This is a genomic window from Rhizobium sp. CBN3 (assembly GCF_030518245.1).
In the GTDB taxonomy this organism is placed as follows: Bacteria; Pseudomonadota; Alphaproteobacteria; order Rhizobiales; family Rhizobiaceae; genus Rhizobium; species Rhizobium aethiopicum_A.
In genome coordinates, this window is record NZ_JAULSE010000010.1 from 111,090 (window position 1) to 135,264 (window position 24,175).

29 protein-coding genes and 1 tRNA gene are annotated in these 24,175 nt (G+C 61.8%); 1 reads left to right on the plus strand and 29 read right to left on the minus strand.

The genetic code is table 11. The features are described 5' to 3' along the window. Window positions 1-27: 27 nt before the first annotated feature. The 29 genes from QWJ46_RS16765 to QWJ46_RS31275 form a co-directional block, all read right to left on the minus strand. The gene (locus QWJ46_RS16765; protein ID WP_302752193.1) at window positions 28-714 is read right to left on the minus strand and encodes a hypothetical protein; all 687 of its coding nucleotides are present in this window, start codon (window positions 712-714) and stop codon (window positions 28-30) included. Next, complete coding sequence (locus QWJ46_RS16770; RefSeq protein WP_302752194.1) at window positions 714-1,112, minus strand: hypothetical protein; 399 nt, start codon at window positions 1,110-1,112, stop codon at window positions 714-716. The genes QWJ46_RS16765 and QWJ46_RS16770 overlap by 1 nt, the downstream gene beginning before the upstream one ends. Before the next feature lie 3 nt (window positions 1,113-1,115). Continuing rightward, window positions 1,116-1,484: a hypothetical protein gene (locus tag QWJ46_RS16775; RefSeq protein WP_302752195.1), complete on the minus strand. Its 369-nt coding sequence runs from the start codon at window positions 1,482-1,484 to the stop codon at window positions 1,116-1,118. 102 nt (window positions 1,485-1,586) lie between these two features. After that, window positions 1,587-2,597 carry a major capsid protein gene (locus tag QWJ46_RS16780; RefSeq protein WP_302752196.1) on the minus strand — a complete coding sequence of 337 codons (1,011 nt, stop codon included), beginning with the start codon at window positions 2,595-2,597 and terminating at the stop codon, window positions 1,587-1,589. 10 nt (window positions 2,598-2,607) lie between these two features. Then, the gene (locus tag QWJ46_RS16785; protein ID WP_302752197.1) at window positions 2,608-2,982 is read right to left on the minus strand and encodes a head decoration protein; all 375 of its coding nucleotides are present in this window, start codon (window positions 2,980-2,982) and stop codon (window positions 2,608-2,610) included. Between the two features lie 3 nt (window positions 2,983-2,985). Continuing rightward, window positions 2,986-3,561 carry a hypothetical protein gene (locus QWJ46_RS16790; protein WP_302752198.1) on the minus strand — a complete coding sequence of 192 codons (576 nt, stop codon included), beginning with the start codon at window positions 3,559-3,561 and terminating at the stop codon, window positions 2,986-2,988. A 17-nt stretch (window positions 3,562-3,578) separates the two neighbouring features. Beyond that, the gene (locus QWJ46_RS16795; RefSeq protein ID WP_302752199.1) at window positions 3,579-4,499 is read right to left on the minus strand and encodes a S49 family peptidase; all 921 of its coding nucleotides are present in this window, start codon (window positions 4,497-4,499) and stop codon (window positions 3,579-3,581) included. Between the two features lie 10 nt (window positions 4,500-4,509). Beyond that, window positions 4,510-4,779: a hypothetical protein gene (locus tag QWJ46_RS16800; RefSeq protein ID WP_302752200.1), complete on the minus strand. Its 270-nt coding sequence runs from the start codon at window positions 4,777-4,779 to the stop codon at window positions 4,510-4,512. Beyond that, a complete protein-coding gene (locus QWJ46_RS16805) occupies window positions 4,779-6,368 on the minus strand; it encodes a phage portal protein (RefSeq protein ID WP_302752201.1) in 1,590 nt (529 codons plus the stop codon). The genes QWJ46_RS16800 and QWJ46_RS16805 overlap by 1 nt, the downstream gene beginning before the upstream one ends. Then, window positions 6,350-8,323 carry a phage terminase large subunit family protein gene (locus QWJ46_RS16810; RefSeq protein WP_302752202.1) on the minus strand — a complete coding sequence of 658 codons (1,974 nt, stop codon included), beginning with the start codon at window positions 8,321-8,323 and terminating at the stop codon, window positions 6,350-6,352. The genes QWJ46_RS16805 and QWJ46_RS16810 overlap by 19 nt, the downstream gene beginning before the upstream one ends. Window position 8,324: 1 nt before the next feature. Beyond that, window positions 8,325-8,960 carry a hypothetical protein gene (locus tag QWJ46_RS16815; RefSeq protein ID WP_302752203.1) on the minus strand — a complete coding sequence of 212 codons (636 nt, stop codon included), beginning with the start codon at window positions 8,958-8,960 and terminating at the stop codon, window positions 8,325-8,327. Between the two features lie 174 nt (window positions 8,961-9,134). Beyond that, window positions 9,135-9,671 carry a hypothetical protein gene (locus tag QWJ46_RS16820; RefSeq protein ID WP_302752204.1) on the minus strand — a complete coding sequence of 179 codons (537 nt, stop codon included), beginning with the start codon at window positions 9,669-9,671 and terminating at the stop codon, window positions 9,135-9,137. 124 nt (window positions 9,672-9,795) lie between these two features. Further along, window positions 9,796-10,530 carry a hypothetical protein gene (locus QWJ46_RS16825; protein WP_302752205.1) on the minus strand — a complete coding sequence of 245 codons (735 nt, stop codon included), beginning with the start codon at window positions 10,528-10,530 and terminating at the stop codon, window positions 9,796-9,798. Between the two features lie 368 nt (window positions 10,531-10,898). Then, window positions 10,899-12,728 (minus strand): phage/plasmid primase, P4 family, encoded by a 1,830-nt coding sequence (locus tag QWJ46_RS16830; RefSeq protein ID WP_302752206.1) that lies wholly within the window; start codon window positions 12,726-12,728, stop codon window positions 10,899-10,901. Window positions 12,729-12,731: 3 nt separating this feature from the next. Next, window positions 12,732-13,952 (minus strand): primase-helicase zinc-binding domain-containing protein, encoded by a 1,221-nt coding sequence (locus QWJ46_RS16835; RefSeq protein WP_302752207.1) that lies wholly within the window; start codon window positions 13,950-13,952, stop codon window positions 12,732-12,734. A 7-nt stretch (window positions 13,953-13,959) separates the two neighbouring features. Continuing rightward, window positions 13,960-15,183 (minus strand): phosphoadenosine phosphosulfate reductase, encoded by a 1,224-nt coding sequence (locus QWJ46_RS16840; RefSeq protein ID WP_302752208.1) that lies wholly within the window; start codon window positions 15,181-15,183, stop codon window positions 13,960-13,962. Continuing rightward, window positions 15,180-17,147 carry a DNA cytosine methyltransferase gene (locus tag QWJ46_RS16845; protein ID WP_302752392.1) on the minus strand — a complete coding sequence of 656 codons (1,968 nt, stop codon included), beginning with the start codon at window positions 17,145-17,147 and terminating at the stop codon, window positions 15,180-15,182. The genes QWJ46_RS16840 and QWJ46_RS16845 overlap by 4 nt, the downstream gene beginning before the upstream one ends. A 26-nt stretch (window positions 17,148-17,173) precedes the next feature. After that, window positions 17,174-17,386, minus strand: a complete 213-nt coding sequence (locus QWJ46_RS16850) for a hypothetical protein (protein WP_302752209.1) — start codon at window positions 17,384-17,386, stop codon at window positions 17,174-17,176. Next, window positions 17,386-17,676, minus strand: coding sequence for a hypothetical protein (locus QWJ46_RS16855; RefSeq protein ID WP_302752210.1), 291 nt, complete (start codon window positions 17,674-17,676; stop codon window positions 17,386-17,388). The genes QWJ46_RS16850 and QWJ46_RS16855 overlap by 1 nt, the downstream gene beginning before the upstream one ends. Next, the gene (locus tag QWJ46_RS16860; RefSeq protein WP_302752211.1) at window positions 17,673-17,873 is read right to left on the minus strand and encodes a hypothetical protein; all 201 of its coding nucleotides are present in this window, start codon (window positions 17,871-17,873) and stop codon (window positions 17,673-17,675) included. Before QWJ46_RS16860 ends, QWJ46_RS16855 begins: the two co-directional genes overlap by 4 nt. Before the next feature lie 3 nt (window positions 17,874-17,876). After that, complete coding sequence (locus QWJ46_RS16865; protein ID WP_302752212.1) at window positions 17,877-18,398, minus strand: hypothetical protein; 522 nt, start codon at window positions 18,396-18,398, stop codon at window positions 17,877-17,879. Then, window positions 18,398-18,844, minus strand: coding sequence for a hypothetical protein (locus tag QWJ46_RS16870; RefSeq protein WP_302752213.1), 447 nt, complete (start codon window positions 18,842-18,844; stop codon window positions 18,398-18,400). The genes QWJ46_RS16865 and QWJ46_RS16870 overlap by 1 nt, the downstream gene beginning before the upstream one ends. Next, window positions 18,841-21,471, minus strand: a complete 2,631-nt coding sequence (locus QWJ46_RS16875; RefSeq protein ID WP_302752214.1) for a DNA methyltransferase — start codon at window positions 21,469-21,471, stop codon at window positions 18,841-18,843. The genes QWJ46_RS16870 and QWJ46_RS16875 overlap by 4 nt, the downstream gene beginning before the upstream one ends. A gap of 1 nt (window position 21,472) precedes the next feature. Then, the gene (locus QWJ46_RS16880) at window positions 21,473-22,033 is read right to left on the minus strand and encodes a GcrA family cell cycle regulator (protein WP_302752216.1); all 561 of its coding nucleotides are present in this window, start codon (window positions 22,031-22,033) and stop codon (window positions 21,473-21,475) included. Next, window positions 22,033-22,212 carry a hypothetical protein gene (locus tag QWJ46_RS16885; protein ID WP_302752218.1) on the minus strand — a complete coding sequence of 60 codons (180 nt, stop codon included), beginning with the start codon at window positions 22,210-22,212 and terminating at the stop codon, window positions 22,033-22,035. Before QWJ46_RS16885 ends, QWJ46_RS16880 begins: the two co-directional genes overlap by 1 nt. After that, on the minus strand, window positions 22,212-22,415 hold the full coding sequence (locus QWJ46_RS16890) for a hypothetical protein (protein WP_302752219.1): 204 nt from the start codon (window positions 22,413-22,415) through the stop codon (window positions 22,212-22,214). Before QWJ46_RS16890 ends, QWJ46_RS16885 begins: the two co-directional genes overlap by 1 nt. Window positions 22,416-22,419: 4 nt before the next feature. Continuing rightward, on the minus strand, window positions 22,420-22,875 hold the full coding sequence (locus tag QWJ46_RS16895; RefSeq protein WP_302752220.1) for a hypothetical protein: 456 nt from the start codon (window positions 22,873-22,875) through the stop codon (window positions 22,420-22,422). A 145-nt stretch (window positions 22,876-23,020) separates the two neighbouring features. Continuing rightward, window positions 23,021-23,096 (minus strand) — tRNA-Met (locus QWJ46_RS16900). Window positions 23,097-23,194: 98 nt separating this feature from the next. Further along, a complete protein-coding gene (locus QWJ46_RS31275; RefSeq protein WP_368046090.1) occupies window positions 23,195-23,446 on the minus strand; it encodes a helix-turn-helix domain-containing protein in 252 nt (83 codons plus the stop codon). Here QWJ46_RS31275 and QWJ46_RS16905 point away from each other — a divergent pair. After that, window positions 23,352-24,137: a S24 family peptidase gene (locus tag QWJ46_RS16905; RefSeq protein ID WP_302752221.1), complete on the plus strand. Its 786-nt coding sequence runs from the start codon at window positions 23,352-23,354 to the stop codon at window positions 24,135-24,137. The genes QWJ46_RS31275 and QWJ46_RS16905 overlap by 95 nt on opposite strands. Window positions 24,138-24,175 lie beyond the last annotated feature (38 nt).

Sequence of the window (24,175 nt, forward strand, 5' to 3'; positions counted from 1 at the left end):
TCGTGATCTCCGGTCGTGACGACGGCTTCAGGTCTCGGGACCGTATGCATCCCCGCCCTCGAAGGGCGGCAGGACCTCGGCCGGGAAATGCGAGGCCAGCGCAGCAAGCTTGGCCTTGGCATAAGATTGGTCAGGCAGCGCCTCATAGAGGCGCCGTATCGGCTGCGGCAGCCCGCCGCCGGTCATGTCGAAATCGTCGTCGCGGATCTCGCAATGGAACCGCATCGTCACGCGCTGCCAGCGCAGCCCGAGGTTCGGCACGGCGAAGGTCTGAGCCTCAATCTTGACGATCCGCCGCACCAACGTCCGCCACAAGCCGCCGTCCTGGCTGCGCTCGAGGTGAAGGCGGACCTGCGCGCAGAGTGCTGCCAACACCAGGCGCGCATCCGAATCCGTCTCCGCCATCGCATCGACAAACTCGCCGTCGTCATCGTCCGCCACGACAGCGAGCTGCGCCACGACATCGAGCACCGCATCGGCCTCGGTATCGTCGGCCGCAGCCATCGGCCCGCGCAGCGCGACACCACTCTCTGCGGTGTGAAGTGTTAGCGTTGGCGTATAAGGCTTCGTCCGATCGAGATCCTCGACCGCGGCAGCCCTGCTGTCATAGACGAGCCGCCCCGCAAGCGTCGGAAACCCCGACCCGGCAAGGCTCGCCGCCGTCGGGCAAAGCACTTCGACGGCAGCAAGGCGCAGCGCCTCGGCAGCAAGCATTATTTATTCCTCACCAGATACCAGGCCGGTCGCGCCGACCCGTCTTTTTCACTGGCCTCGATCCGCCAGGTGACACCGCCGGCAGCAATCTCGATCACCAGATCGCCCCGCTTCGGCTGATAGGGCCACTCCGTCGTCAGTGCCGTCAGCACCGCGTCGTACGCGACCGTACCGTTCTTCACGCCGGGATCGCCGGGCAGATGCCGAGGCATCCGATCCGCCGGCGGCTCCAGGTCGATAGTGCCGAGGAAATCGAACGCCACTCGATCGGGATCGTCGGCGGTCTTGTGATTGACCGAAACGCCACCCGTCCGCGGCTGAATGCGGAGAGGCGTGTAGTCAAAAATCTCGGCGCAGGCTTCCTGAGTGAATGCCCGCGCCGCTTCCCAGTCGATCACTGATCAGCCCTTCAGATCCGCGAGAGCAGCCTTGGCAGCTTCGAGTTTCTGTTCAACGGAAGCCTTGGCGGCAAGATCGGCTCCGGCCGCGTCAAGCTCTCCCTGAGCATCCGCCACCGCCGTCTCGGCAGCAGCGATCTTCGCTGCTTTATCTTCCTTGGCAGCTTTCTTCCTGCTGCTGGCCTTGCCGCCACCATCTTCGCTATCGTCCGCGGTCGCATAGGCGAACTTATCGTCGATCAGGTGGCGACCGTAAGCTTCGGGAACCTCGATCGCCGTATGAGCGGGAACGGGAACGTCCTTCTTCGTTCCCAAGACCGACGCGGGAATGATGTTTCCGTTCGGAAATGCGATGCTGATCTTTCCAGACATTGGAGCTTCCTTTCCTGTTGCCGACAGCCTGTCCAACAGGCGGCGGGAAACAGGAAGCCGGCTTTTCACCGGCCTCCTTCATTTCATTTTGCTGGTCTGCGATCAGGTCAGCGTCAGCTTTCTCAGCACTTGGGGGCGCGTGCAGATCGAAATCGCGTTCATCTGCACTTGCATGTCGCGCCCCTTGCCGTCGGGCTTCTTGAACGTCTTCGCGTAGAACGGAAGGCCGATCGTATTCACGGTTTCCTCGTAGTCTGCCGGTCCGAACCGCGAGATGAACAGATCCGGTACGCCTTTTATGACGACACGTGCTTCGTTGGCGGCGATGTAGGGCGAGCCGAGATCGGAGGTTGCCTTCGCTCCGGTCCTGTACCGCTCCCAGGTAGCGCCACCCCATTCGAACGTGTTCGGGACGTCTTTTCGCAGGACATCCGCGCCGGTGTGGTAGAGGAAGGTGTCGGTGACGGATTTGTGTCTCCAGAGCGAGCGATGGAAATCGCGGCCCGTGAAGACGTGAATGCCATCGTACGCCTCATCCAGAGAGTCTTCGATGGAGTAGACGACGTCCTGCCAGAGCGAGCCGACATCGGTCGTCGTTACATCCAGCTCGAGCGATACGGCTGCCGGCACGGCGATGCCGAACAGATTGTAGAGATCGAGGAGAGTATCGCCGGCCTTCGAGGTGACGATACCCTTGATGGCGCCAACGCGCTGATGCTCAAGGGTCATTGTCAGATCCGCGGCGTGCCGCTGAGCCTTCGAGTTGACGCGCTCTTCGATGGTCTCCAGCATATCTTCGGTGCCGAAGGCGCGAACGCCCTGCACCTCGTCGGCATAGACGGCGTCATCGCGCTGATAGTGCGGAATGATGACAGGGACCTTCCTGCGATTTTCATCGCTCGTGGTCTCGCCCGGACCGCCGCGGGCTGAAGGCTCAACCAGGCCGAGCTTACCGTCCTTGAGTTCGATCGAGATATTGAGCGTCGAGACGCCATCCTCCTCGAAAATCCCGGTGGCCGACACCTGGCCGGGACGATACGGCTTGGCATTGACGGCGGCAGTCAGGCTTTCCAGGCTGAAAGGATCGCCGGTGTGTGCGTTTGGTGCAGTCATGTTGGCGCTCCTATCGTGCCTTGATGTTGACGGCGCGGAGCTGAGTAAGCTTCGCGGTCCGTTTGGTGGCGTCGCTGACGGACGAATGGAAGATGAGCATCGGGTCCTTCACCTCGGCGTCATTGGCGATGACGACGGTGTCGGGAACGTCGGCGCTGGTAGCGTCGACACCGTAAGCGAGGACGGCGATTGCCGTCTGCGATCCATCGGCCGCGGCATCAACCGCAGGCACGTACTTGCCACTGGCCGTGATCTTGGCGAGAACGGTGCCGGCGTCCAGCTTTCCGGAACCGGACAGGATCGTGACCACATCGCGCGACAGCGTGCGCGGGAGTTCGGTCAGAATGAAACCGAGATTCCTCGGCTTTTCGGTTGCAGTTGCCATTGATCAGGCCCCCTTCACGGTTGCGCGGCGAGCCGCGTAGATGGAGTTGCGATCCAGGTTGACTTTCGCAGCCCCGCCACCCGCCGCCTGCGGCTGCGCGAGACCAGCTGCAGAAAGGCGCTGCTGTTCGTAACTCGCCGCCTGCTGCTCAGCGCCGGCCGGAGGGGTTGCAGTTGCGGTCGATGCGGCCGACACATTCGCGGTGACGAACGCAATGACGGCTTCGGCCGCCATGTCGACGGACTGCGCGGCCAGGTCGAGAGCTGCTGCCATGCGCTTGCCGTCGCCCTTGATGCCGTCGGCGCCGAGGATCGCGGTCATGCGGTCCATGGCAGTCTTAAAGCCGTCGGCGCCACCCTTGGAGGTGGCAGCGGCGGCAATGGCTGCGGCCGCAGCACCTGCTGCGCCGGCCACTGTCTGGTTTTCAGACATGTTACCTCCTGTGGGGGTGGGAGCCTCGATATGAGGCGGCTGGGAACTGGATGCCGCAGCATCCGCATCGACATCGAGATCCTCGATGTCAGAGGGGAGCGCTCCGGTGCGGATCGCCGCCCGGATCGCCGAAATAAGGCTTGTCATGGGTTTCTCCTGCGGGGTCAGCCCCGGTTCACTTCCTTGACGAAGGCATCAAATGCCTCCAGCGGATCGCCGATCGCATCGACGAGACCGCGAGCCAAGGCTTCCTTGGCGTCGAAAGCTTCGGCTTCTGTCGCCAGAGCATTCGCTTTCGTAATGCGCCCTCGGCGCCCCTTTGCGACGGTTTCGGCAAACGCCTCCCGCATCACTTCGGCTTGCTTCTGCCAGCGTGCGGCAAGGTCCGGGTGCAGCTGCTCGTAAGGGTTCCCGTCCGCCTTCTTATTGCCGGCGCGGATGATCGTCAGTGCGACGCCCTGCTTCTCCAGCCAGCCGGAATAGTCGGCATGTATCATGATCACGCCGATCGAACCCGCCCCGCCGAACTCCGGCATGACAATCCCGCGGGTCTGCGATGGCAGCAGGTACCCAGCCGAATAGCCAAAGTCAGTCAGGATCGACAGCGTCGGCTTTTCCTTCGAGAGCTGCGCGATCGCCGCCGCCGTTTCAAAACCACCGTTCACCTCTCCGCCATAACTGTCGATCTCGAAGACGACGCCGCGGACAGACGATGCGCGCCGCGCCATGGCGATCTGCGCCTGCAGACCCTGGTAGGAAGTCTCCCCCGAGGCCGATCCGATCCATCCGCCCTTGTGTACCAATGACCCTTCGATCGGAATGATCGCAACATTGTCGACGACGTCGAACGGCAGGCGGTTGACCTGGGTAAAAGCTCGTTCGATGCGGTTACCGATCTTGCCCGCCAATGGCCGGCCATTGGCGCCGGCGACATGATCGACAGCACCACCCGGATTGGTGATGACGACGGTGTCCCCGGCGATCCGGGAGCCAAGCCCATAAAGAAAGGCCTCGGCCTTCCGCTCATCATACATCAGCGGTGTGCCGAACAGCCGCTGCGCGATTTGACCGTAGGCGAAGCTCATTGTCGTTTCCTTAGTAGCGCAATGACCAGCGACGCGAGACGCGGCACTGGCCATTCTTCTGGCGGCAGAGATCGTCAAGCCTGTTGATCTCCGCATCGAGGTCAGCAAGTGACGAAGACGCCACCTTGATCCTCTGGTGCATGACCGGCGAGCGGATCTCACTTTCTTCGACCTGCCCGCCCGAAATCCGCTTATACTTCACGCCACGAAGCGCCGTTGCCAATGCGCAAGGATCTTCGATATCGACAAGCACGCCGTCGATTTTGACCATAGTCGGCATCAGGCGTTCTCCTTGGTGGACGAACGGCTGTCCTTGTTGGCAGGTTCGCTCCCGGTTTTCCGGGCGAAAGGAGACGGCATGCCGGCGTCAAGATAGCGCTTGTGCCAGCGTGCGTTGCTCTCGAATACTTCCTCGGCATCCTGCCCGTTTGCCGAAGCCTCGGCGTCAATAGAGCTCGTGCCGTTCTGGATGCGCTCGCTCGCTGCCTTGGCAGCCTTCTCGTCGTCGGCCGTCGGCTTCGACGGCCCAAGGCAGAGCGCCCAAAGGATTGCATCACGATTGGCCTGAAACACTTCGACGCCGCCCTTGAACGGGATCTCGCCTTCGCCGATCATCTCGTCCAGCCAACTGGCATAAGGCACCAGCACGTGTGGTGCGGCGATCCTGTCCGTCCGCCGTACGGCGACGGGATGGATCGATGCGTTTTCCATCATCGTCGAGGCGTAGGTCGCGTTGGTATAATCGAGCGTATAGCCGCCATAGCTCATCCCGAGCGCTCGCGCCGTCTCCCGGTGAAGAGAGGCCATAAAAGGCTGATAGTCGCGCCCAGGCGTGCTTGGCGTTTTGAACTCCAGCCGTTCACCAGGCGCAAGATGTGAAATTCCGGCGCCGGCTCCGATCCTTATTTCCGATTCCGCAGCACGGTCGAGTTGCGCTTTGAAATAGTCGACGAAGTCGGACGCGATGTCTTCCGCCCCTGCTCCGCCTGCATCCTTTAGTGCTTCCAGCGCTTCGAATGCGTCCGCCGCCGGCCTGTCGCTGGTCAGCGTCGCGGCGTAGATCGTCTGCATGAAGTTCGTCTGAGCAGTGGCGTCGTCGGTATTCTCCGCCATCAGATATTTTCGGAACGTCGGGGCCATTGGCGTCACGCCGCGCACGTCCTCCGCCGAGAACGGATCAAAGGCGTGCATGACAAGCTGCCGTCCGTCCGCGTCGTGCGCCGCATAGTCCCGCTTTACGTCAATACCGGTCTCACGCTCTCTGAAACGATAGTGCGTTGCGCGACCGTTCGCGTCATGGATGATGCCCTGAAAGAGACCTTCCATCTCGTTGGTGTCCTGCACAAGCTTCGAGGGTGAAACCAGCAGGAATTTGGTACCGGACTTGATGCCGTAACGCCGACGCTGCGCACGCGTCATGAAGCTGACGATACCGAGACTTTCTCCGAACCCGAGCCAGTTGCGAAGGCCGATATCGGTCATCTGAGGGATCGTGAATTTCCCCCGGAAATCACACTCGCAGGCATTCCAAGCCCAAGCCTTAAATCGCGCCTTGACCAATCTCACCCACTCGGTCGCCTCGGCCTGATCATAACCGAACCGCGACAGATCTGGCTGTGGGTTGAGCGTCAGCTCGACACCGACGGTATCCGCGATAATCTGGTCGACCGCCCCGCGAAGACGTCCGCTATTGTGTAGCAGGTCTATTGCGAGACCGGCGGCCCGCCACCAGACACGACGCACCTCGTCCCGATGCTCGCGAAGCGAAGCTGGCCGCGAGGCAATGACGCCCGACGGCGTATCGCGCAGATAGCCAGCGCTGGTGCCAGCCTTCACACGGACGCGAGGCTTTACCGTCGTTTCTTCCATCGGTTCTCGGTTTCCGTTTTCTTCGCCGCCGGCGGAGTTGGGGCATTTTCAGCCGTGTCTGTGGCGGCTACTGCGACCGTTCGCACGACCCCGAAAAGGCCGTCCTCAAAGTCGAGTTGAGCGTCAGGCGGATGCGTTTCCCGCTCCAGCTCGAGGCGGTCCCATATCCGGTCGGGAAGGCCTCGGACCCCGTAGAGGATCGCGGCGACCTCTGCCTGGTTCATAGTGTCCAGCATTTCGTTGGCCTGAGCAGGATCCTTCTCCCACTTGTATTCCGTGAAGCCGTCTTTCCGCTTCTTCGGAACACGTCGCTCGGCCGTGAGCTGGCGGTAATATTCGTCTTCGAGGCCGGTCGGGAAACCGACATAGCCGCGATCGAGAGGATCTTCCTTCGAGACGTTGCGATATAGCGCCATCTTCAGGATGCTCGCGTTGAAGTTATAGAACCGCCGGGAATATTTGAGCAGCTTGCCCGTCCGGTTGTTCCGTTCCTTCTTCACCCGCGCCGTCAGTGGCGCGCTCTCGGTATTGCTGCCGCGGACCATGACGACGCGCGAGGCAGGGTGCCGTTTTGCCCACTCCCAGACTTCCTCAGTGTAGGCATTGCCATCGATCGCGACCTTGTCGGGTGCGATCTTCTGCCCATATCGGTTCGGCCAGGTCTGCACCGTCAGCGCGTCCAGCCGCTCCTGGCAGGTCTTGTCGGAGATGTGGCCAGGGATGACGCCGCAGTCGACAACCCAGCGCCGATATTCCCTTCCGAAAGCGACGAGCTGCCATTCGACGCGGTCCTGTTGGCAGTCGATGCCAAGGGTCAGGATCAGTCCGCCAGTCGGGATGCGGCCGCGCGCCTCTTCCGATCTCGCGCCGCGATCTCTGAGAACCTCCCAGGGCGGCGCCTCGCCGGCCGTCACATAGGCGATGCCGACTGTATCGTTGAGGAATGTTTGCTCCGAGGCGGGGTCGCCTCTGGCACTCAACCACTCTCGAGCAATACGCTCCCAGCTCTGAAGGACCGAATAGGCCGACCAGATGTAGAACGATCGGTGCTGTCGCTTTGCCTTCGGATTGTGAGCCCGGAACTCGAGGCGGCGCATCATCTGCGGCCGATGATGCTCCAGGATTTCGCAACCGCACTCGACGCATGTGAAATGGGCGTTCTCTGGCTTGTCCTCATCGAGGTTCGCCAGCATGTTTTGCCATTCCAGCACCTGGAAATGATCGCAGTGCGGGCAAGGCACATACGGGTATTCCTGGCTGCCGTCTTCGAAGTTCCTCGTGATCCTGCAGCCCGGCATGACGAGCGGCGTCGAGATCTTGAGGATCTTCGCGAACTCGTGCGCGCGAGACCGGCTGTCTGCCTGCGTTTCCGGATCGCCGCCGGAATTGTTCTCCCACTTTGACAGGTCATCCTGGACCTGTCGTTTCATCGTCACCTGCGACAGCGACGCCGGCGAGTTTGCGCCGGAAATCTGAATGGCGCCGCGGCCGTCGACGCGCTCCTTGTAGAGCACGGAATCGAGGCCGTCCCTGTTCTTCATCGGGAACAGCTTGGCGAGCGATGTCGTATTGCGAAGCATGGGAGCAAGCTTCATCTTGCTCCAGCGTTGCGCGTTATTTTCGGTCGGATGGACGTAGAGGAAATCCCCCGGGTCCATATCGATCGAGCCGCCGGTAAAAATATTGGCGACAACGGTACCGCCGATCTGTGCCGACTTCGCGATCGTCACGACGCGGCAAGGGTCTTCCGGCGAAAGCGCCCGAAGAACCTCATCGAAATAGGCGAAAAGGTTCCGATTGTAAGGCCCCGGATAGGGGCTCTCACGCTCGGAGAAGATGATATTCTGCTCGGCCCATCCGAGGTAGTCGACCTCGGGCGGCGGCGTCAGAACCTGAGCCATGACGTCATAGCCGACGCGCTGCGCGTTGGCGGTGTCGACGATGACTGAAGTCATGTCAGTTCAGGCTCTCGATATCCTCGGCGGCGATCTCGACAGACGCCGTCTCCGGCATCTCGATCGACATCGTCTTCATCTGCCGAGCGGCGGTTGCCCGGATCTGGCGGAACTGCTTCCGCAGCAAATGCAGGACGTCGCGCTGCGGCAGTTTGAATTCCGCCGCGACGGCGGACGCCAGGTCGGTCAACCCGCCCTCGAAAACCTGCAGCATGCCGGCCGCGATGCGGGTCATCTCGGCCCGCGACTGTTCCGTCTCGATCAACTGGCCGCGCGACTGCGCATCGGCGATGGCAGCGTTGCGGTTAACACGCCGGATCTGCTCCAGCTTCTGCTGCTTGATCTCATGATCAAGGCCGCCCGCGATGGGCAGCGTTACCGTACCAGTCGGCGACTGTTGCGGCGGAACCGAGATTTCCTGTTCCGCATCGAGCCTTGTGTCGATGCCGTTGCCGAGACGCTGCGACACATCGAGGCTGAGCCGCAGATCAGCCTTCGCACGATCGACATTGATCTTGGCGCGCTGGCCGGTACCGACGATGGCTGCAGCGCTGATCTGACCCGCCGCAATGAACTGTGAAACTCGCCCGGGCGAAACATTGATCATCGCCGCGAACTCGCTTTTCGAAACTTCCATCGCCTAAAGCTCGACCTTTAATCCTTTAGCCAGTTTTAGAAGTTTTAGGCTTCAGTTTTACTCTCAGACTGGCCAGATTTCGGGGTCGCCCCGGCCCGCAGGCGGCAGGATCGTCCATACGGTCCCTTGACCCGGGGGGGTACCCCCCCCGACCCCTCGCGGTCGCCCCCCCGCCTATCGGGGCAGGAGGCGGTCGATCTCGTGGAGGACGCGCGGGGCGAGGTGATCCTCGATCAGTTCCGACAGGACCTTGAGGAATTCCTCAGGGTTATTGGTCACGTCGTGCGCGGGGTTCGGCCCGAACAACTCTCTGATCGGCAGCCGCTTCTTTCCGACACGCTTCATGACGCCGCGGTGACCGCTCTCCATCTCGGCGATGAAGGCCGATCGATATGATCCGCGCGCCCTGACCTTCACCCCCTTTGCGTTCTGGGTCGCGCCCAGATCGTAGAGCGAAATCCATCCTGACTTTTCGACCACATCGATCGTGTTGCCGCCAGCGTTGAAGAACGCCTTGGTGAGCGCGGCCACCTTGCGGGTCGGAAGATCGGTACGCTCGGCACTGCGCTTGACGATCCGTGTCCGGGCCATGTCGCGCATGCGGCGCATGGCGCTGGCCATGGCCTTTGCCTTGATCTGGCCCGGCAGATTGTTAATCGCGCGGGAAAGCTGCAGGATCTCGCTGGCATCGATATGAAGCTCGGCGGTCACATCGCAGCCTCCAGAAATGCGAAACCCGCCGGGCCATCGCCTAGCGGGTTTTTTGAACCTTTTTCAGTGTTCTTAGGGTAGTCAAGCGCGTGCCGCATCTCAAGATGCGGTTTCGAATATTTTCTCAGCCGTTTTCAATGACTTGTGAAGATGTCTGCCGAATTTGAAGGCGCGCCCATGGCGCCCTATCCGGGGAAAAAGGCAGCAAATCATTCGCCTTGAGGCGGCCTGAGAGGTCGTTATGGAGGTGATGGAGCGCGTCCTGCCAGAGCTGCCAGTCCAATCGGGAGAGAATTGCGCCACGGATCGAGGTGGAAAGCTCGTGTTTGCGGTAGGCGCCCTTCATCGGGCGCTGTTTCTTCTTGTCAAAGCCGTCGGCCTCGTAGTGATAGATCCGGTTGAGCGCATCCCGGCCCTTCTTGGCGACGAACCATGCCGGCTTGCCCGACTTCATCACCATCCTCACCGTCGGCTGCTCGGCCGTCCAATCCGGCCCACGGCCGAGGATGGCGTGCCGGGTGACGAGATTGACGACATGGCGGCCGTTCAGTCGCTCGCCCTTCAGCCTCAGCGTCTCGTCGACGCTGGCGACCTCCGCCGCGATCAGGCCGAGATCGTCGTTCCACTCCGGGAATGGGTTCCAGACGCCGTCGCCGCTATAATCGAAGCTGCCGAACTCCTGCATGGCGCGGACGGCGTCGCCGACCTTCACCGCATCGGGATGTGGATCGGTTGCCGCCGAGACGTAATCCGGGATGACGCCATAGACGTTCGGATTGCGGTCGATCAGCGTTCCCAACGCCGCAACCTCGCTCATCATGTTCCAGGCGACGCTGAAGCCCCGTCCGGTATCAGCCATTGGCGCACCAACCTTGCACAGCTCTTGTGTGAAAGCCCAATTCAACAGCTGTTCAATAGATACCTTTTTCATCACTCTCAGCCTTTGGATAGTTTGGATAGTTGTTTGGATAGTTGTTTGGATAGTTTTATTGTTATTATTCAGGTGGTTAGATAGTTCGGATAGTTATCTCGCATTAAGGGAGTATTTTATTGAAACCCCTTTCCCCCGCTTTTTCACGCGTATAGGCGCGCAAAAACTATCCGAACTATCCAAGGCATTGATTTTCCTCCCCTCACCCCTCCGTAAACTCTCCAGAAACCTCCGAAAAACTATCCGAACTATCCGGCTTTGGAGCGTTAGCGATGGCACGGGTGGGGTTGCGGGGATCATTCGTACACCTCCGGCAAAGGCGCGTCGTCGTCGAAGCGACCGGGTGGCGGCTGCGGAATGTCGTCGTGACGAGGCTGTGGCACGTCTCGAAGGCGGATGCCGAGATAGAAGACGTTGCCGGACGTCTCCTTTTTGAATTTCTTCGACATCGCCCGCCCAAAGGCCGTGACGTTCATAGGCTTGCCGCCTTCGTCCTCGGTGAACCGGCAATAGGCCGCATAGAGGAATTTCGACTGCAGCGGCGGCGCGTCATCCTCCTTGACCACACAGCGCGCCACGAAGGCCGACGTTCGGTCCATATCGTCACGGTAGTCCTGCGTCGCAGCCTTGACCGCCTCGGGAATGACCAGGCCCTCGCGCAGATAGATGCGCACACCCTCGATCAGCCAGTTAAGGATGCCGGGATACTCCTGTCGGAAATATGCGATCATCTCGTCAAACGGCCTCCGCTCGGCCTCCGGCACCTTCACCGGCCAATGTACGACGGCCATGCGTCGCCATATGCCGTCGTCATTGCCGGTGATGCGGGGATAACCGTTCCCGCTCATCTGAACGACGAAGATCGGATCGAAATCCATATAGCCCTGAAACAGGTCGCGCGCCGTGATCGTCTCGCCACCAGTCAGCTCCTTGACCAGGTTCTCCTTCAAATCCTCGCCTTCTGGCAGCTCCTTGACGCGCAGCAGCCGGCGACCGAGCAGTCGGGCAAGGTCGGGCGAGGCACCGCCAGAGGATCCGCTCTCGCCGATCAAGCTCGTAGCCGGCAGGGTGACCGCCACCTCTCCCAGCAGCCGGCATAGCGTTTCCATGTAGACGGATTTACCATTGGCGCCGTCGCCATAGTGAAAGAACAGCTTCTGCACCGTCAGCCCGACCAGGCCGAGGCCTGACGATACTTGCACCAGCCGGCGAACATCGGCATCCGGCAGCATCGTCTCGAGGAATCTCATCCACCGGGGGCACTTTGCCTTAGGCTGGTAGTCGACCGGCACGACATGGGTGATAAGATCCTCACGCCGATGGCCGCGATGAACCTTCACATCCGCCTCGATGCAGACGTCGACCGTTTCCGGCACATTTGGCGTCTCGGCCGGGCTGACAAATTTGGGGTTCTTTCGTCGCTCCATCCGTGACTGAAAGCTGATCGTGGCATTGTGCACGGCAAAGCGCATGCGATCGGCGTTCAGATCGTCGGGCGAGCGGATGATATGCGGCGCAGCACAGGCGAGCGCCGCGTTCATGCGAGCGACGTTCTTCGATGATACCGCATGATCGAGCCGGCGCTTCACGCGTTTGGAAAAGGCATCGAGCGCCTTCTCGCGGCTGGCGATCAGCCGCCGCTTGGTGACATCGATCTCCTCACCGGCCGCTTCGGCATCGGCCGCTGCCTTTCCAGCATCGATCGCCTCCTGTTCCTTCTGGGTCGGCTTGATGTAGTGCCGCTCCAGCATGATGCGGTCGCCGAGCTGCTGGACGATCGCCAGTGATTTCGGGCCGCCATTGGCGATATCCCAATGGGTGCCAGTCCAGACGGCATAAAGCGCAGCCTTCGCCTTCTCCTGGCTGACGACAAGCAGATCGTCACCGAAGTGCTTCAGCAGTCTCTTACCGTTGTCCGTATCGGAATGGTCGAGACCGGCGCAATATTCGAGCGCCTGCTTAAGGGTATCGCCATCGTCGGGCGGCGCTGCGCCATCGTCGAGAGTTTCGGCATGGTCATCTGCGACGGGTGGGGTTTCGGGGTCGAGTTCGCCTCGCTGCACCATGGCAGCCTGGATGATCTCTTTGAGGCCATCCGGCATTTCAGTCGATACATTGTCAAGCACGCCCTATGCCTTTCCAGAAAGCAGGCTGGCGAAATCCGCGCCCTGCGGAGGCCACCAGATATTGATCGCTCGGCCGGGGCGAGACAGCCGGGCTTTTGCCCGGGTCATCGCGGCCGCGGTAAAAAGAAATTCGCTGTCGCCATCGGCGAGCAGCACGAGGCCGGTGACGTGATCCGGCACCTGGACGGCATCGGACGCATCCTGGCCTGGCTTCGGATGGGAATAGACCCTCACCTTCTGGCCATTGGCCGCGACATGCGTCTCACTCTTGCCGGCGCCGCGATCGGCCGGCCCTGCAAGATTGCCGAGATCGCCCGCCGCGAAATAGAAGGTGCCGGGATCGAAACGCTCGTAACCGGCAACAGCAGCCACGGTCTCGATTCCTTCGCCGCCCAGCCAGCGCCGCGCGCTCATGTCGCCGCAGACCGGGATCAGCCCGCCGCTCTTGGCGCCGCGCATCTTCTTGGTCGGCAGCCGCTCGCCCTTCTCGTCCATGCCGAGATCAGGGCGAAACTTCGGTGCACGGCCGAGGTCGATCCATGTCGAGTGGCTGCCGATGATCTTGCCGGCGAGATCGACGAAGGGCGCCACCATCGCATAGCCGGAATAGATCGATATCGGCCGCCCGAAATCGTCGAGGCCATGCCAGTAGCTGAGACGCGGGTTGAAGCGCAGGCATTCAAAAACAGCGTCCGCCATCTCGAAGCCGGCGCGAAGCCTCAGATATTCCCGCAGCGGCCGATCTTCGGCATGCGGCGCGATCGTGGCATGGAGATAGATACCGCGCGCCTTATCGATCTCACGCTGGCGATGCCGGTTCTGCTCTTCCTGTCGCGCCGCTTCCTTCGCCTCACGCTCGGCCTTCGCCTTCGCCATCCGCTCCAGCCGCGCCGCGCGCTCTTCATCCGTCTCGCGCTCGGCATCGTCGGGCAGCGGTTCGCCAAGGGCGGTTGCGCAGGCGTCGAGGAATTCGGCGCGCCGGCTGAGATCGAGGCCGTTGGCGAAGCCGACCAGGCCGATGCCGGTGCGCCCGCCAATGTTGCAGCCACGGCAGTTCCAAGCTCCCTTGACCAGATTTACCGAGAACCGATCCTTACCGCCGCAATGGGGGCAAGGCTGTCCTTTGTCGCCGCGTTTGATCTGCAGGCCGAGCCGGTCGACCGCTTCGGCGACCGTGACGCTTTGGGCGCGCTCTACGAATTCATCGATGATCGGATTGCTCATGTGACCCTCACACCAGCAGCGGCTGCACGGAACCGTCGGCGAAGACGGCGTCGAGGGGCGTGTCGGCGCGGGGTTCATCACCATCCCACTTGTCCGGCCAAGTCTTGAGCGCGATCAATTCCCGGATCCTCGCCTCTTCTTCCGGATTAAGGATGTCGACCAGCGGCCGGCCGAGACGGATCGCAGCCTCGTTGCATTCGGCCTGAATGGCGAGCACCCGATCGAGCGCGTAGAGGCGGGCCTCGAGCGTCAATGGTCCCATGCGCTGCGGATTGGCGGCGATGCTCCCGTCCTTCAGCCGCTCGACACCTGATTTGCGCAGACGGTTCTGCGGAAGCCGAAGCCAACGATAAAGCGGCTTAAGACCAAGCAGCGGCGCGAGATAAGACCAGCGCAGGATGCGGATGACGGTCTCCAGGCCGAGATCCTTGGCGGCAAGCGCGCAGCCTATGCAGCCGGTGCGGGCATTGATCTCTTCGGCCTCCTCGCCGCCATAGGCGTCGGCGACCATGGATGTTTCCCATGCGCCGTATTCTGCCATCGGCGCATAGATTTTCAGCCAGTCAAAGACATTGCAGACCCGCCAGTGCAGGAGCGGCGCAAGTGTTGCGATCCTGCCGCGAATTCCCTTGGCTTCTGGAAGCACCTGCTGATACCAGCCCTGCCCGCATTCGGCGCCATCCTTGCCGCACGACATGGCGATGCGACCGTCACGAATGGCACTTTCACCCTGCCGGACACCGGTAATCATCAGAATGGAGCCATCCAGCTCACCGATGCGACGCTCCAGCGCTGCCGTCATCGGATCGACCTTGATCTGGCGGGTGCACCAACGCAGCGTATTATTGTTCGGTGGCGGAATGCCGCGGCCGAGCATGTAAACATAAAACCGCTTGTCGAGCGGCGCCATTACCACTTCGCAATAGATGCCAATGGCTCTAAGGCGATCAAAGAGAAGATTGGCCGATATCGAAAGGGGCGTAAGCTCCATACGAGTGTCAGCGTACAGAACCGAGATTGATCTCGGCCGCGGAAGTCTACCGACCTCGATCAAGTGGAGAATCACAGTGACCGTCGACCAACTGTCCTTTCCACCCGAGAAAGCGAAAACCCAATGGTCATGCGCCGGCCCGTAGGCCTGCATGGACTGCAACGTCAGCTCGACAGCCTCGTCATAAACGAGGCGCGGGCCGCCGCCGAATAGTGTGGGCTGGTCGAAACGGCTGCTCATGCCGCCACCTTCCTTTCGGTGGCGACCAGGTGGTTGCAGTTTGCGGCAACCAACGCCTTAGCGACGGGCGGCGAGACAGAATTGCCGACGCACGAGACCTGCAGACTTTTCGAGAACGGCACCCACTCCGGTTCGCCCCCGCTCTCCGGCGCGGCCCAGCCGCCGTCGATCACGTAATCTCTCGGGAAGCCCTGCGCGTTGTACAGCTCCCGCGGCGTCAGCATGCGCATGCCTATATCGACGATGACGAGCGTGATGCCGTCGACCTCGAAGGTGACAAATTCCCGTTCGTCCCAGAGTCCATGCGCCCGCATAAAATCGGCGACTTCTCGTGCCCTCGCGGCCTGCTCTTCGGTGAAAGGAGGAATATCGACGACGGCTTCCACATGGCCGAATCTCGGCTTGGTCGTCAGCGTGTGGAAAGGCTCGGTTTCCGGCGTATCCTGATCAGAGCCGTAATAGGCATGGAGGTGCGGCGATACCATGGTCAGCCCCGCGCCGCCGGCAGTGATGACATGAACCGGCTTATCCACCTCGTTGTAAGGTTTGCCGGAATTGCGCATTGTCATGATGTGCGGCGCGACCGCCGTGAACTTTTCGCGCGCGCCGAATGTATGGGCTGGCTCGTCAGCCCTCTGCGCGTCCGACTTTCCGTACATCTTGGAAACGACCGGGGCGACGACGGCCGAGTGATTGGCAGCCGCCAGGATCGTGGGGTGCGGGGTCAGAGCGTCGCTATCGCGACGATCGGATCCCTTCATGCTCATCAGGTGAGCCGCGATCACTCCCTGCTGAGACCCGCTGGCAGTGGCTGTCGACAACGGCATGTCCGCCGGTCTGCCAGGATTGACACCGCCCTCACGGCGCTTGTCGTTGTTGTGCTGCGCCACGAATGCCGCCGCCATGCCGTTCTGGTCTTTCCTGCTCGCGGCGATCGTGTGCAGCGGCACGGTCGAGGGCCTAACAGACCCGCCGTGCTGGGCGGCAGTGACGATTGGCGAGACAAGAGCCTTTTCGCCGCGATGCGCGCCAGTGATGACATTGGTCGGCCGATCGACGCTCTCAAGCCGCGCGCCATGCGTCAGATTGACGAGGAACGGCCGTGAGGCCATCAGCACATACCGGCTGACGCCGCGCGCTACCCTGGCAAGCGTGTTGACAGCCAACGGCCGGATCGCCTTCAGCCCGAACATCGCCTTGATCTGTTCAGACGTGTCAAAGATCGAAGGGCAAGGCAACGACCAGTCGATATTGTCAGCCGCCGTCACCCATGGAAGTTTCCGGCCAGCGATCACGTCGCGATCGTCGGGTGCGCCATGCGTCGGCTCCGGCCAGACGATGGGCTGGCCATCGAAACGGATGATGATGAAAAGCCGCTTGCGGATCGTACCGGCGCCGTAGTCGCAGGCCCGCAGCTCGCGCTTTTCGATGCGGCCGCCGAGCTTGCGCAGCGCCTTGCACCATTTCTGGCGCGTCTGGCCCTTGCGCTCGGGATCTGGCATCAGCCCCTTGGGCGTCGTGATCAGCGGGCCGTAATCCCAGAATTCCTCGACGTTCTCCATGATCACGACGTCAACCTTGCCGCCGCTGCTCTGGATGCGTTCGATCCAGCCGGGGATGATCCAGCAGAGATCGCGAATATTTCGTTCGACCGGCTTGCCACCCTTGGCTTTGGAAAAATGCTTGCAGTCCGGGCTGAACCAGGCGAGGCCGACATGCCGGCCGTAGAAGTGGTTGAGCGGATCGACCTTATAGACGTTTTCCGAAAGGTGGACCGTCTCGCCGTGGTTGGCCTCATGCAGCATCAGCGCTGGCTTGCTGTGGTTGATCGCAAAGTCGGGCGATCGGCCGAGCGCCTGCTTTATGCCTTCGCTGGCCCCGCCCCCGCCGGCGAAGCTGTCGAAAATGATCGGCTCGCCCCAGCCCTTGCGTTCCGCAAATTCATGTATGTCGTCGATGGACATGCCATCAAACAGCGTCGGCATGACGGTCATTGTTGGCCCACTCCCGCTTTCGAGATGTGCCGCGCCGCATTCAACGTACGGCACACCGCGTCCTCGCCGACGTCGAGCAGCTTGCCGATGTCGAAGGTGTCGAACTGCCCGGAATTCCAGAGAACGATCGCTGCCAAGGCTTGGCGATCGTCGATCTTCCCACTCATTGCGGAAGAGGTGGCCCGTCGCGGATCCGCTCTGTCCAGCATCAGGCCCTCGCCTTTTCCCGGAGATGATCGAGATCGCGATCGCTGGCGATCCGCAGCTGCCCGCCGATCGTCAGCGCGTCCAGGACCTTGTCGAGCGCCTCGGGCCAGCGCTCGCGGTGGAGTGCAATGAAGGGCGTGGCGCGGCTCCAGCCGCGCAGGTGATATGGATTGCAGACGAAGCGCATTTCGCCGACATGCAGCATGTTCAGCCCGAAGGCCTCTACGGTCTTGAAGCACTCGAATTTCGAGGGCGCGACGACGAGCAGGATGCGGGTGCGCTCCTGTTTCATGGCTGCACCGCCTCGGCTTCCGGCTGGCTGACGAGATTGCCGTCCAGCGGAACGTGCGGGCGGCCGGTGATCTGCTGCAGCCGCTCTTCCATGTTGCGGGCCTCGATCTCGAAGCCGCGCAGAATGAGCGCCTCGCCGACTTTGCCGGCTTCCTGTTCCTTGCTCTGACGAAGGATGCGGATCGAATCGGAGAGCATCCATCATGCCTCCGCCTTGGCCGCAGACGCCGCCTGCGTCAGCAGCACCCGGCCCATCGGCGTCACGCAGTAGCAGGGCGCCTGCCCGCGGCCATGAACGCCGAGCCTGACGGCCAATCCTTTGTCGAGCACTTCGCTCATCGCCCGCTCCAGCGCCGTCTCGTTGAGGCCGGTTTCCTGCGAAACCCGCTCCTTGCCGGCCGTCCAGCCTTGCCGTTCGCGGCCGATGCGGCGCAACAGCAGCAGGCCGTTGCGGCTGATATCGACCTTTTCCAGCACGGCGGAGGGGATCTCTTCCGGCGCGACCCGCTCTTCCACCGCCCTCGGGATGCTATAGAGGTGCCGCGCTTCGAGCAGCCGGCTGACGACGCCGGTGCCGATCCCGAGCATGGTGCCGATCGTCAATTCGCTCTTGCCGGTCTCGCGCAGCAGCGCCAGGCATTCGCTGCGCTGGTGCGGCGGCATTGCCATCAGGCTTTCGCGCGTCACGGCCACCGGCTGGGAGCCGAACAGGATCGTATCCATCAATGCCACCTCGATTGTTTGGGGAAGATTGCAACCTTGTCGCCCTTGACCGCGTGAGCCGCCGCCTGCGCATTGGCGATTTCGGAGAAGGGGATCAGCGGCCCGTCTGAAAGTTCGGCCACAGCCTCAGCAAGGATCTTCGACTCGGCCGCGCGGCGCTTCTCGTTCCATTCATCGATGCGTGCAAAGAAGGCGAGGCTGATACCCTCGATATCGCCGGCGCCCCTGCGAAACTCCCACGCCATCTGCGCCTCGTCAGGCCGCCGGTCCGACCAGGCAAACCATTGACCGATGCAGCGCGCCTTTTCCGGGATCGCACGGATGTCGTCCGCCTCAGTCAGGATGCGCACGAAGGGCGGGCAATCGGCGAGGCTGCAGGACATCACTGCAAGGCAGGCCCGGGCCGGGTCGTCGGTCACGATGAAGAGGCGCACGGGCTCGGTCACTCGGCCGCCTCCGCGAGGTCGGCAGGTGCCCCCATCAGGTCGAAGAGGCTCGGCATGGCCTTGGCCCGCGCTTTAGCCTCGACATATTTGCAGCCGTCGAGGAAATAGGCTGGGTTGAGTTCGACAGCCTCACCATTCCGGCCGAATTCCAAGGCCCGGTAAGGCACCGTCATCAACCCGCCGAAGGGATCGAACACGGTTTCGCCGGGCTCGCTGTATTGCAGGATCGCACGGTCAACGATGTCGAACTGCAGCGGGCAGAGGTGAAGCTCGCGACCGGCGCCGGCCTGCAGCGTGTTCATCGACAGCATGCGGGTGACATCGGTCCAGACGTCGTCATGCTTCGAGTGCGGCGGCAGCAGCATGAAGGTCGATGGCAGCATGCCGCGCTCTTCCAGCGCTTCGGCGATCTTCACGTGATGCTCGAAATCATAGACTGTCTCGAGCTGGTACTCTTTCCAGAGCCGGAAGATCTGCCTCGCATCGAGGCCGAACAGCTCTTCCGGCATCAGCAGCCGGTTGCCCGACGACGGCATGAAGCCGTGAGCATCCAGCTGCCAGCGGGCGCGGGAATAACCTTCCGGATTTTCCCACTCACCTGTCTCGGCGACATGCTTGCGCTTGGCCTTCTTCACCGGCCGGTCGGCATAACCGTTCGAAGCATCCGACGGTGGCTTGCGGAAGATCAGCAGATATTCCGGCATGCCGTTGCCCATGCGCGAGCCATCCTTGCATTGCTCGGACCAGCCGAGCCTGTAGGTCTGGTTGTTCTCGCGAACGACATCGGTGGTGATGGTCTTGCGCGACAGGAAGGCGAAGCCGTGCTTCTTGAAGCGGGCAACGCAATCGTCGGAAAAGGGATAGACGGTCTGAAAGCCGAGCCCGGTCATGCCGCCCGGCACGATCCGGTCCTTGACATGGATCGCTGCGATCCGGCCTGGCGAAAGAATGCGCAGCAGCTCGGGGATCAGGAAATCCATCTGCTGCCAGAAATGATCATTATCGTCGGTATGGCCGAAATCGGCATAGTTCGGCGAATATTCGTACTGCGTCGAGAAGGGGATCGAGGTGACGATCAGGTCGACGCTGTCGGCCGCCATCCGCTGGCATTCGAGAACGCAGTCGCTATTGACCAGCCGATAGCCCTCGCCCTTCACCTCAATCCGCTCGACGCCCATGGCGCGCTGCAGGCTGGAAGCCATGGCGGCGGCCGACAGGCCATATTCCTTGATGAGACCGGTCATGATCGCCCTCTGTTCGTTGTGGCGCCGCCACTTGGCCTGCATGTTGTCGCGCGCCGGCCGCTCGGCCTCGGTGTAGATGAGGTCGATCCGCACGGTATGCGCCTGCAGGAATCTTTGGAGGCGATGAACGGCCTGGATGAAGCTGTTGAATTTGCAGTTGATGCCGAGGAAGATCGCCCAAGAGCAGTATCGCTGGTAATTGCCGCCCGACCCGATCATGTCGGGCTTGCCGGCCATCTCCGGCAGCTCGCCGTTCGAAAAGGCGACCATCGTCCGCTCGCGCGCTTCGAGATCCTGCGAACCATAGACGGTCGCAATGCCTGGAATAGCCTTCTCGATCGCCGCCCGCTCAGCCTCAAGGTCATGCCAGATCAGCCGGTGTGCATCCGGATCTTCAGCCCTTATCTCCATCATCTTGGCGATGCGGGCATCGATGCTGTCACGCTTTTCGCGGGCGGCGTCCGGCAGCGATGCGGCGGCATTGCGCAGCAGCCTGCCCTGTCCGTTCCGCTCCAGGCCGGCCTTGGCGTGATCGGACGGCAGCTCGTGCCAGTTGACGATCATCTCCGGCAGGTCATAACCTTCATCGGAGAAGCCGAGATCCGACGGCTTCTCGACGAACAGGCCCCAGCTCGCCACCCACAGCCAGAACTCGCGCTCCTTGTGCGGGTGGATCGTCAGCGTGTCGGCCTTCTCGCTGTTGCGTTTGAAGAACCTCGTCTTTGCCTGCCCGACATCCATGATCTCGAGGAATGCAGAATAGGCGAGCATCTCGATGAATTCGTTCGGGCTCGGCGTCGCCGTCGCCACGAACTTGTAGGGGATGCCGTCGAAGAGCCGCATGAACTCGCGGAAGGTTTTCGAACCGCCGAAGCCGCGAAGGCAGGCCGCCTCGTCGAGGCTTGCCGCCATGAAGAGGCGGGGATCGAGCTTGCCTTCACGAACCGTCTCGTAGTTCGCCATGTAAAGGCCGGTCTCGCCAGCCTCGCCGATCGAGCGGATAAAGGTGAGCGACGGGATGCGATCGGGATGGCCTTTCTGCCAGGCATAAAGCTCGGCGCGCTGCGCATCTGTGATCTTGTCATGGATGCCAGTCGCCAGCATCTCGCAGTCGCGCCGGAACTCGATGCGCACGCCGAGCGGCAGGACGATCAGCCCGCGCCCGCCGAAGCGGGCGGTGATGATGCGCAAGAGCTCGATCTGCATGACGGTCTTGCCGAGACCGAAGGCGGCGAAGATGGCGCGCCGCCCGCCAAGGCACGCCCATTTGATGATGGCCTTGTGGTGCGGCAGCAGGATCGGATTGATTTCCTCATCGGAGACGACGAAGCCGCCTTGCGGCGCCATCTGGATTTTCGCGTGAAGGAAAGAGCCGTAGTCCATCCTATCGCCCCTCACCCCTGGAAGCCGCGGCATGGCCCGCGCAATAGGCGCTGTTCGGCTGGTCGCCACCCCGGCGCGGCAGACCGCAGCACGGCATGTCCGGCCCGTCGGCATCCCCGAAATCGGTAAGCGGCCAGGCGCACTGGCGCGACGTCAGGTCGACGAATAGGATGCCGCCGGGCGCCCCCCCATGGAGGGCCGCGCCACGATGCGGGAACGGCTGCGCCGACGACGGCTTCGGCGCCTGGACGCGGACGCCGAGACTGGAGAGCATCGCCGACGGCTTCGTCGCCCTGAAATTCAGCGTCGAACCGCCGGACGGCTTTGCGGTCTTGGCCGACTTTTCAGCTTTCGGCTTGGGAACGCGCGGAGCCTTCGGCTGGCCAGCTTTCGCGCCGCGCAGGGGAAATCGCTCGCGATGGCGGTTCATGACCCCGAGCACGGCATTGCGGCTGATACCGGGAAGCCGGGCTGCAATCGCAGTAGCGGTCTTGCCGTCTTTCCACATCCGCTCTGCGAGATCGATACGCTCGTCTGTCCAGACGCTAGGCTTGTTGTTCATCACGCGTCCGCCTTTTTCACCGCATCTGCGAGCGCAGCGATGCAGGTGACGCCATGCGCGCCATCGAACCACGCCTTGACCAAACGGCGCGCCGCCTTGGCGATTTCCTTGTTGGCCGCGCCGCGCTTCTGGCGGATGCGGTCGCGATCGGATTTCTGTTTCGGCCCACCGTGATCCATCAGAGGTTCACCTCACGGGGAGCGATGTTGCCGCAATGGGCGCAATAGCGTTCGATCACCTCTGCGATCGCGAGAACGCGACGGCATTCCGGGCATTCATGGGTGGCAACGGATGCGCCGGTATGCAGGCCGATCCCGTGTTTTGCGGCGATTGCGTCCAATTCCTGCGGCAAGATGCGAAGCTGGCGTCTTTGCGATATCATCGTCTCAGCCCTCCACCGTGCGCACGCGGGCAAGCACGTCCTGCACTTCCATCAGGTGCGTGCTGAGCTTGCGTTCGATTTCGCGCTTCTCGCCTTCGTCGACATGCTCGTCGGCGACGGCCGCATGAATGGCGCTGACGACATGCATCAGACCCTCGAGCAGCCGCACCGTGTCCTTGACGCCGATCGGCGCGGAAACAGCGCCGTCGACCGGAACGAGCCGATAGCCCTGGATCGAAGCGAGCGCCTGTGTGATGATCGGCGCGCCGGCCAGAAGCTCGGCGTCCAGCACCACGTCGAGCGGCATGAAATCGGGATAGGCCGGGCCGACATATTTGTTGATCTGGCTTTCGCTGACCCGGGTTCCCGACGCGAGCTGCGCCGCGGTTCCCGCCTGGGTGACGACGGCGCGCGTCGCGGCCTTGAGCCGGCCCTGCTGATGTTCGTGCGATGCGCGCATGGTTTTCCCCTCGAAAAAGTCAACGAAGTTTTTCGGCCCCGAACTTCGTTGGCGCGGGGGCGATCGGTCGTTAGCAATGGTGGCGAGGCGTCAGAGAGCTGACGCGGTCCGGCTTACGGAGGTCCGCATGCAAGACGAACGAAACTGGTTGCAGGGGCAGGATTTGAACCTGCGATCTCGTGGGTATGAGCCACGCGGGATGACCGCTTCCCTACCCTGCTCAAGAAAAGCCGACCGACGCGCCTGGAGAACCGCGCGCCGGTCGGGAGTTGCGCCGAGTGAGGGCGGCGCTGGGAGAACATCGGTGCGGAAGTCACCATCATTGGGCGGCCTCCTTTTTGAGCACAGAGAGGAGACGCTCCACAGGACCGCTCGGCGATTGGCCGTTTTCCATCCTGGACACGCTTGACCTGTCAACGCCGAGATAATCGGCAAGACGGTCTTGCGTCCAACCAAGCTTTTCCCGGAGCGATCGAATGTCAAGAGTGTCTTCCATACTCCTTAATGTGCATAACGCACACCAAACTGTCAAGGCGAAACGCACACTGATTTCGTGCAAAATGCACACCATGGAATATGACGACAGACCGGAACCGGCGAAGCGCCTGGAAAAGGCTCGTATCGCTCGTGGATTTGACGAAGCCAAGAAAGCGGCAAGCTTCTTCGGCTGGAACTACAACGTCTATGCGCAGCACGAAAACGGCACCCGAGGCATATCGCGAGCTGCCGGCGCATATGCCAAGGCCTTCAGGGTCAGCGAGGCCTGGCTTCTGACTGGGGAAGGCGCCGGCCCGGGAGAGACGACAGCAAATGTCCCGGGCTTGCGCAGGGTGACCGTCGCCGCGCACATCCAGGCGGGCGTCTTCGAGGAAACATGGGAGTGGGATGAACACTCGCAGTATCCAGTCTATGTGCCTGACGATCCAGAGTATGCGCCTTTCCAGCTGTATGCAGGCGAGACCAGGGGGCCGTCTATGAACAAGCGATATCCCGAACGGACCGTTCTCGTGTTCACCAATGTCGAGGAAACGCAGGAGCAGCCGATCCCAGGCAAACGCTACATCGTCGAGAGGCGCCGATCGAGTGGAGAGGCCGAACATACGGTGAAGCTTCTTCACATGGATCAGGAGGGGAAATACTGGTTGCTGCCGGAGAGCGACGACCCTCGTTTCCAAGTTCCGATATCCATTGAGGAAGGCACCGGTGACGACGATATCGTTGCCATTATTGGCCGCGTTGCCTACGCGGTTACACGAGAGTGATTCTCTAACCACTTGAAATCAAAACGCACATCGCCACT

Coding starts and splice junctions, on each gene's coding strand:
- QWJ46_RS16850 (WP_302752209.1), bottom strand. CDS start 17,386: ATGCTGGACAGAGCGGATCCGCGACGGGCCACCTCTTCCGCAATGAGT.
- QWJ46_RS16895 (WP_302752220.1), bottom strand. CDS start 22,875: ATGCGCGCATCGCACGAACATCAGCAGGGCCGGCTCAAGGCCGCGACG.
- QWJ46_RS16765 (WP_302752193.1), bottom strand. CDS start 714: ATGCTTGCTGCCGAGGCGCTGCGCCTTGCTGCCGTCGAAGTGCTTTGC.
- QWJ46_RS16890 (WP_302752219.1), bottom strand. CDS start 22,415: ATGATATCGCAAAGACGCCAGCTTCGCATCTTGCCGCAGGAATTGGAC.
- QWJ46_RS16780 (WP_302752196.1), bottom strand. CDS start 2,597: ATGACTGCACCAAACGCACACACCGGCGATCCTTTCAGCCTGGAAAGC.
- QWJ46_RS16785 (WP_302752197.1), bottom strand. CDS start 2,982: ATGGCAACTGCAACCGAAAAGCCGAGGAATCTCGGTTTCATTCTGACC.
- QWJ46_RS16840 (WP_302752208.1), bottom strand. CDS start 15,183: ATGAGCAGCCGTTTCGACCAGCCCACACTATTCGGCGGCGGCCCGCGC.
- QWJ46_RS16860 (WP_302752211.1), bottom strand. CDS start 17,873: ATGCTCTCCGATTCGATCCGCATCCTTCGTCAGAGCAAGGAACAGGAA.
- QWJ46_RS16845 (WP_302752392.1), bottom strand. CDS start 17,147: ATGTCCATCGACGACATACATGAATTTGCGGAACGCAAGGGCTGGGGC.
- QWJ46_RS16865 (WP_302752212.1), bottom strand. CDS start 18,398: ATGGATACGATCCTGTTCGGCTCCCAGCCGGTGGCCGTGACGCGCGAA.
- QWJ46_RS16825 (WP_302752205.1), bottom strand. CDS start 10,530: ATGGCTGATACCGGACGGGGCTTCAGCGTCGCCTGGAACATGATGAGC.
- QWJ46_RS16905 (WP_302752221.1), top strand. CDS start 23,352: ATGTCAAGAGTGTCTTCCATACTCCTTAATGTGCATAACGCACACCAA.
- QWJ46_RS16880 (WP_302752216.1), bottom strand. CDS start 22,033: ATGAACAACAAGCCTAGCGTCTGGACAGACGAGCGTATCGATCTCGCA.
- QWJ46_RS16875 (WP_302752214.1), bottom strand. CDS start 21,471: ATGGACTACGGCTCTTTCCTTCACGCGAAAATCCAGATGGCGCCGCAA.
- QWJ46_RS16815 (WP_302752203.1), bottom strand. CDS start 8,960: ATGGAAGTTTCGAAAAGCGAGTTCGCGGCGATGATCAATGTTTCGCCC.
- QWJ46_RS16775 (WP_302752195.1), bottom strand. CDS start 1,484: ATGTCTGGAAAGATCAGCATCGCATTTCCGAACGGAAACATCATTCCC.
- QWJ46_RS16805 (WP_302752201.1), bottom strand. CDS start 6,368: ATGGAAGAAACGACGGTAAAGCCTCGCGTCCGTGTGAAGGCTGGCACC.
- QWJ46_RS31275 (WP_368046090.1), bottom strand. CDS start 23,446: ATGGTGTGCATTTTGCACGAAATCAGTGTGCGTTTCGCCTTGACAGTT.
- QWJ46_RS16800 (WP_302752200.1), bottom strand. CDS start 4,779: ATGCCGACTATGGTCAAAATCGACGGCGTGCTTGTCGATATCGAAGAT.
- QWJ46_RS16855 (WP_302752210.1), bottom strand. CDS start 17,676: ATGAAACAGGAGCGCACCCGCATCCTGCTCGTCGTCGCGCCCTCGAAA.
- QWJ46_RS16885 (WP_302752218.1), bottom strand. CDS start 22,212: ATGGATCACGGTGGGCCGAAACAGAAATCCGATCGCGACCGCATCCGC.
- QWJ46_RS16795 (WP_302752199.1), bottom strand. CDS start 4,499: ATGAGCTTCGCCTACGGTCAAATCGCGCAGCGGCTGTTCGGCACACCG.
- QWJ46_RS16790 (WP_302752198.1), bottom strand. CDS start 3,561: ATGACAAGCCTTATTTCGGCGATCCGGGCGGCGATCCGCACCGGAGCG.
- QWJ46_RS16810 (WP_302752202.1), bottom strand. CDS start 8,323: ATGACTTCAGTCATCGTCGACACCGCCAACGCGCAGCGCGTCGGCTAT.
- QWJ46_RS16835 (WP_302752207.1), bottom strand. CDS start 13,952: ATGAGCAATCCGATCATCGATGAATTCGTAGAGCGCGCCCAAAGCGTC.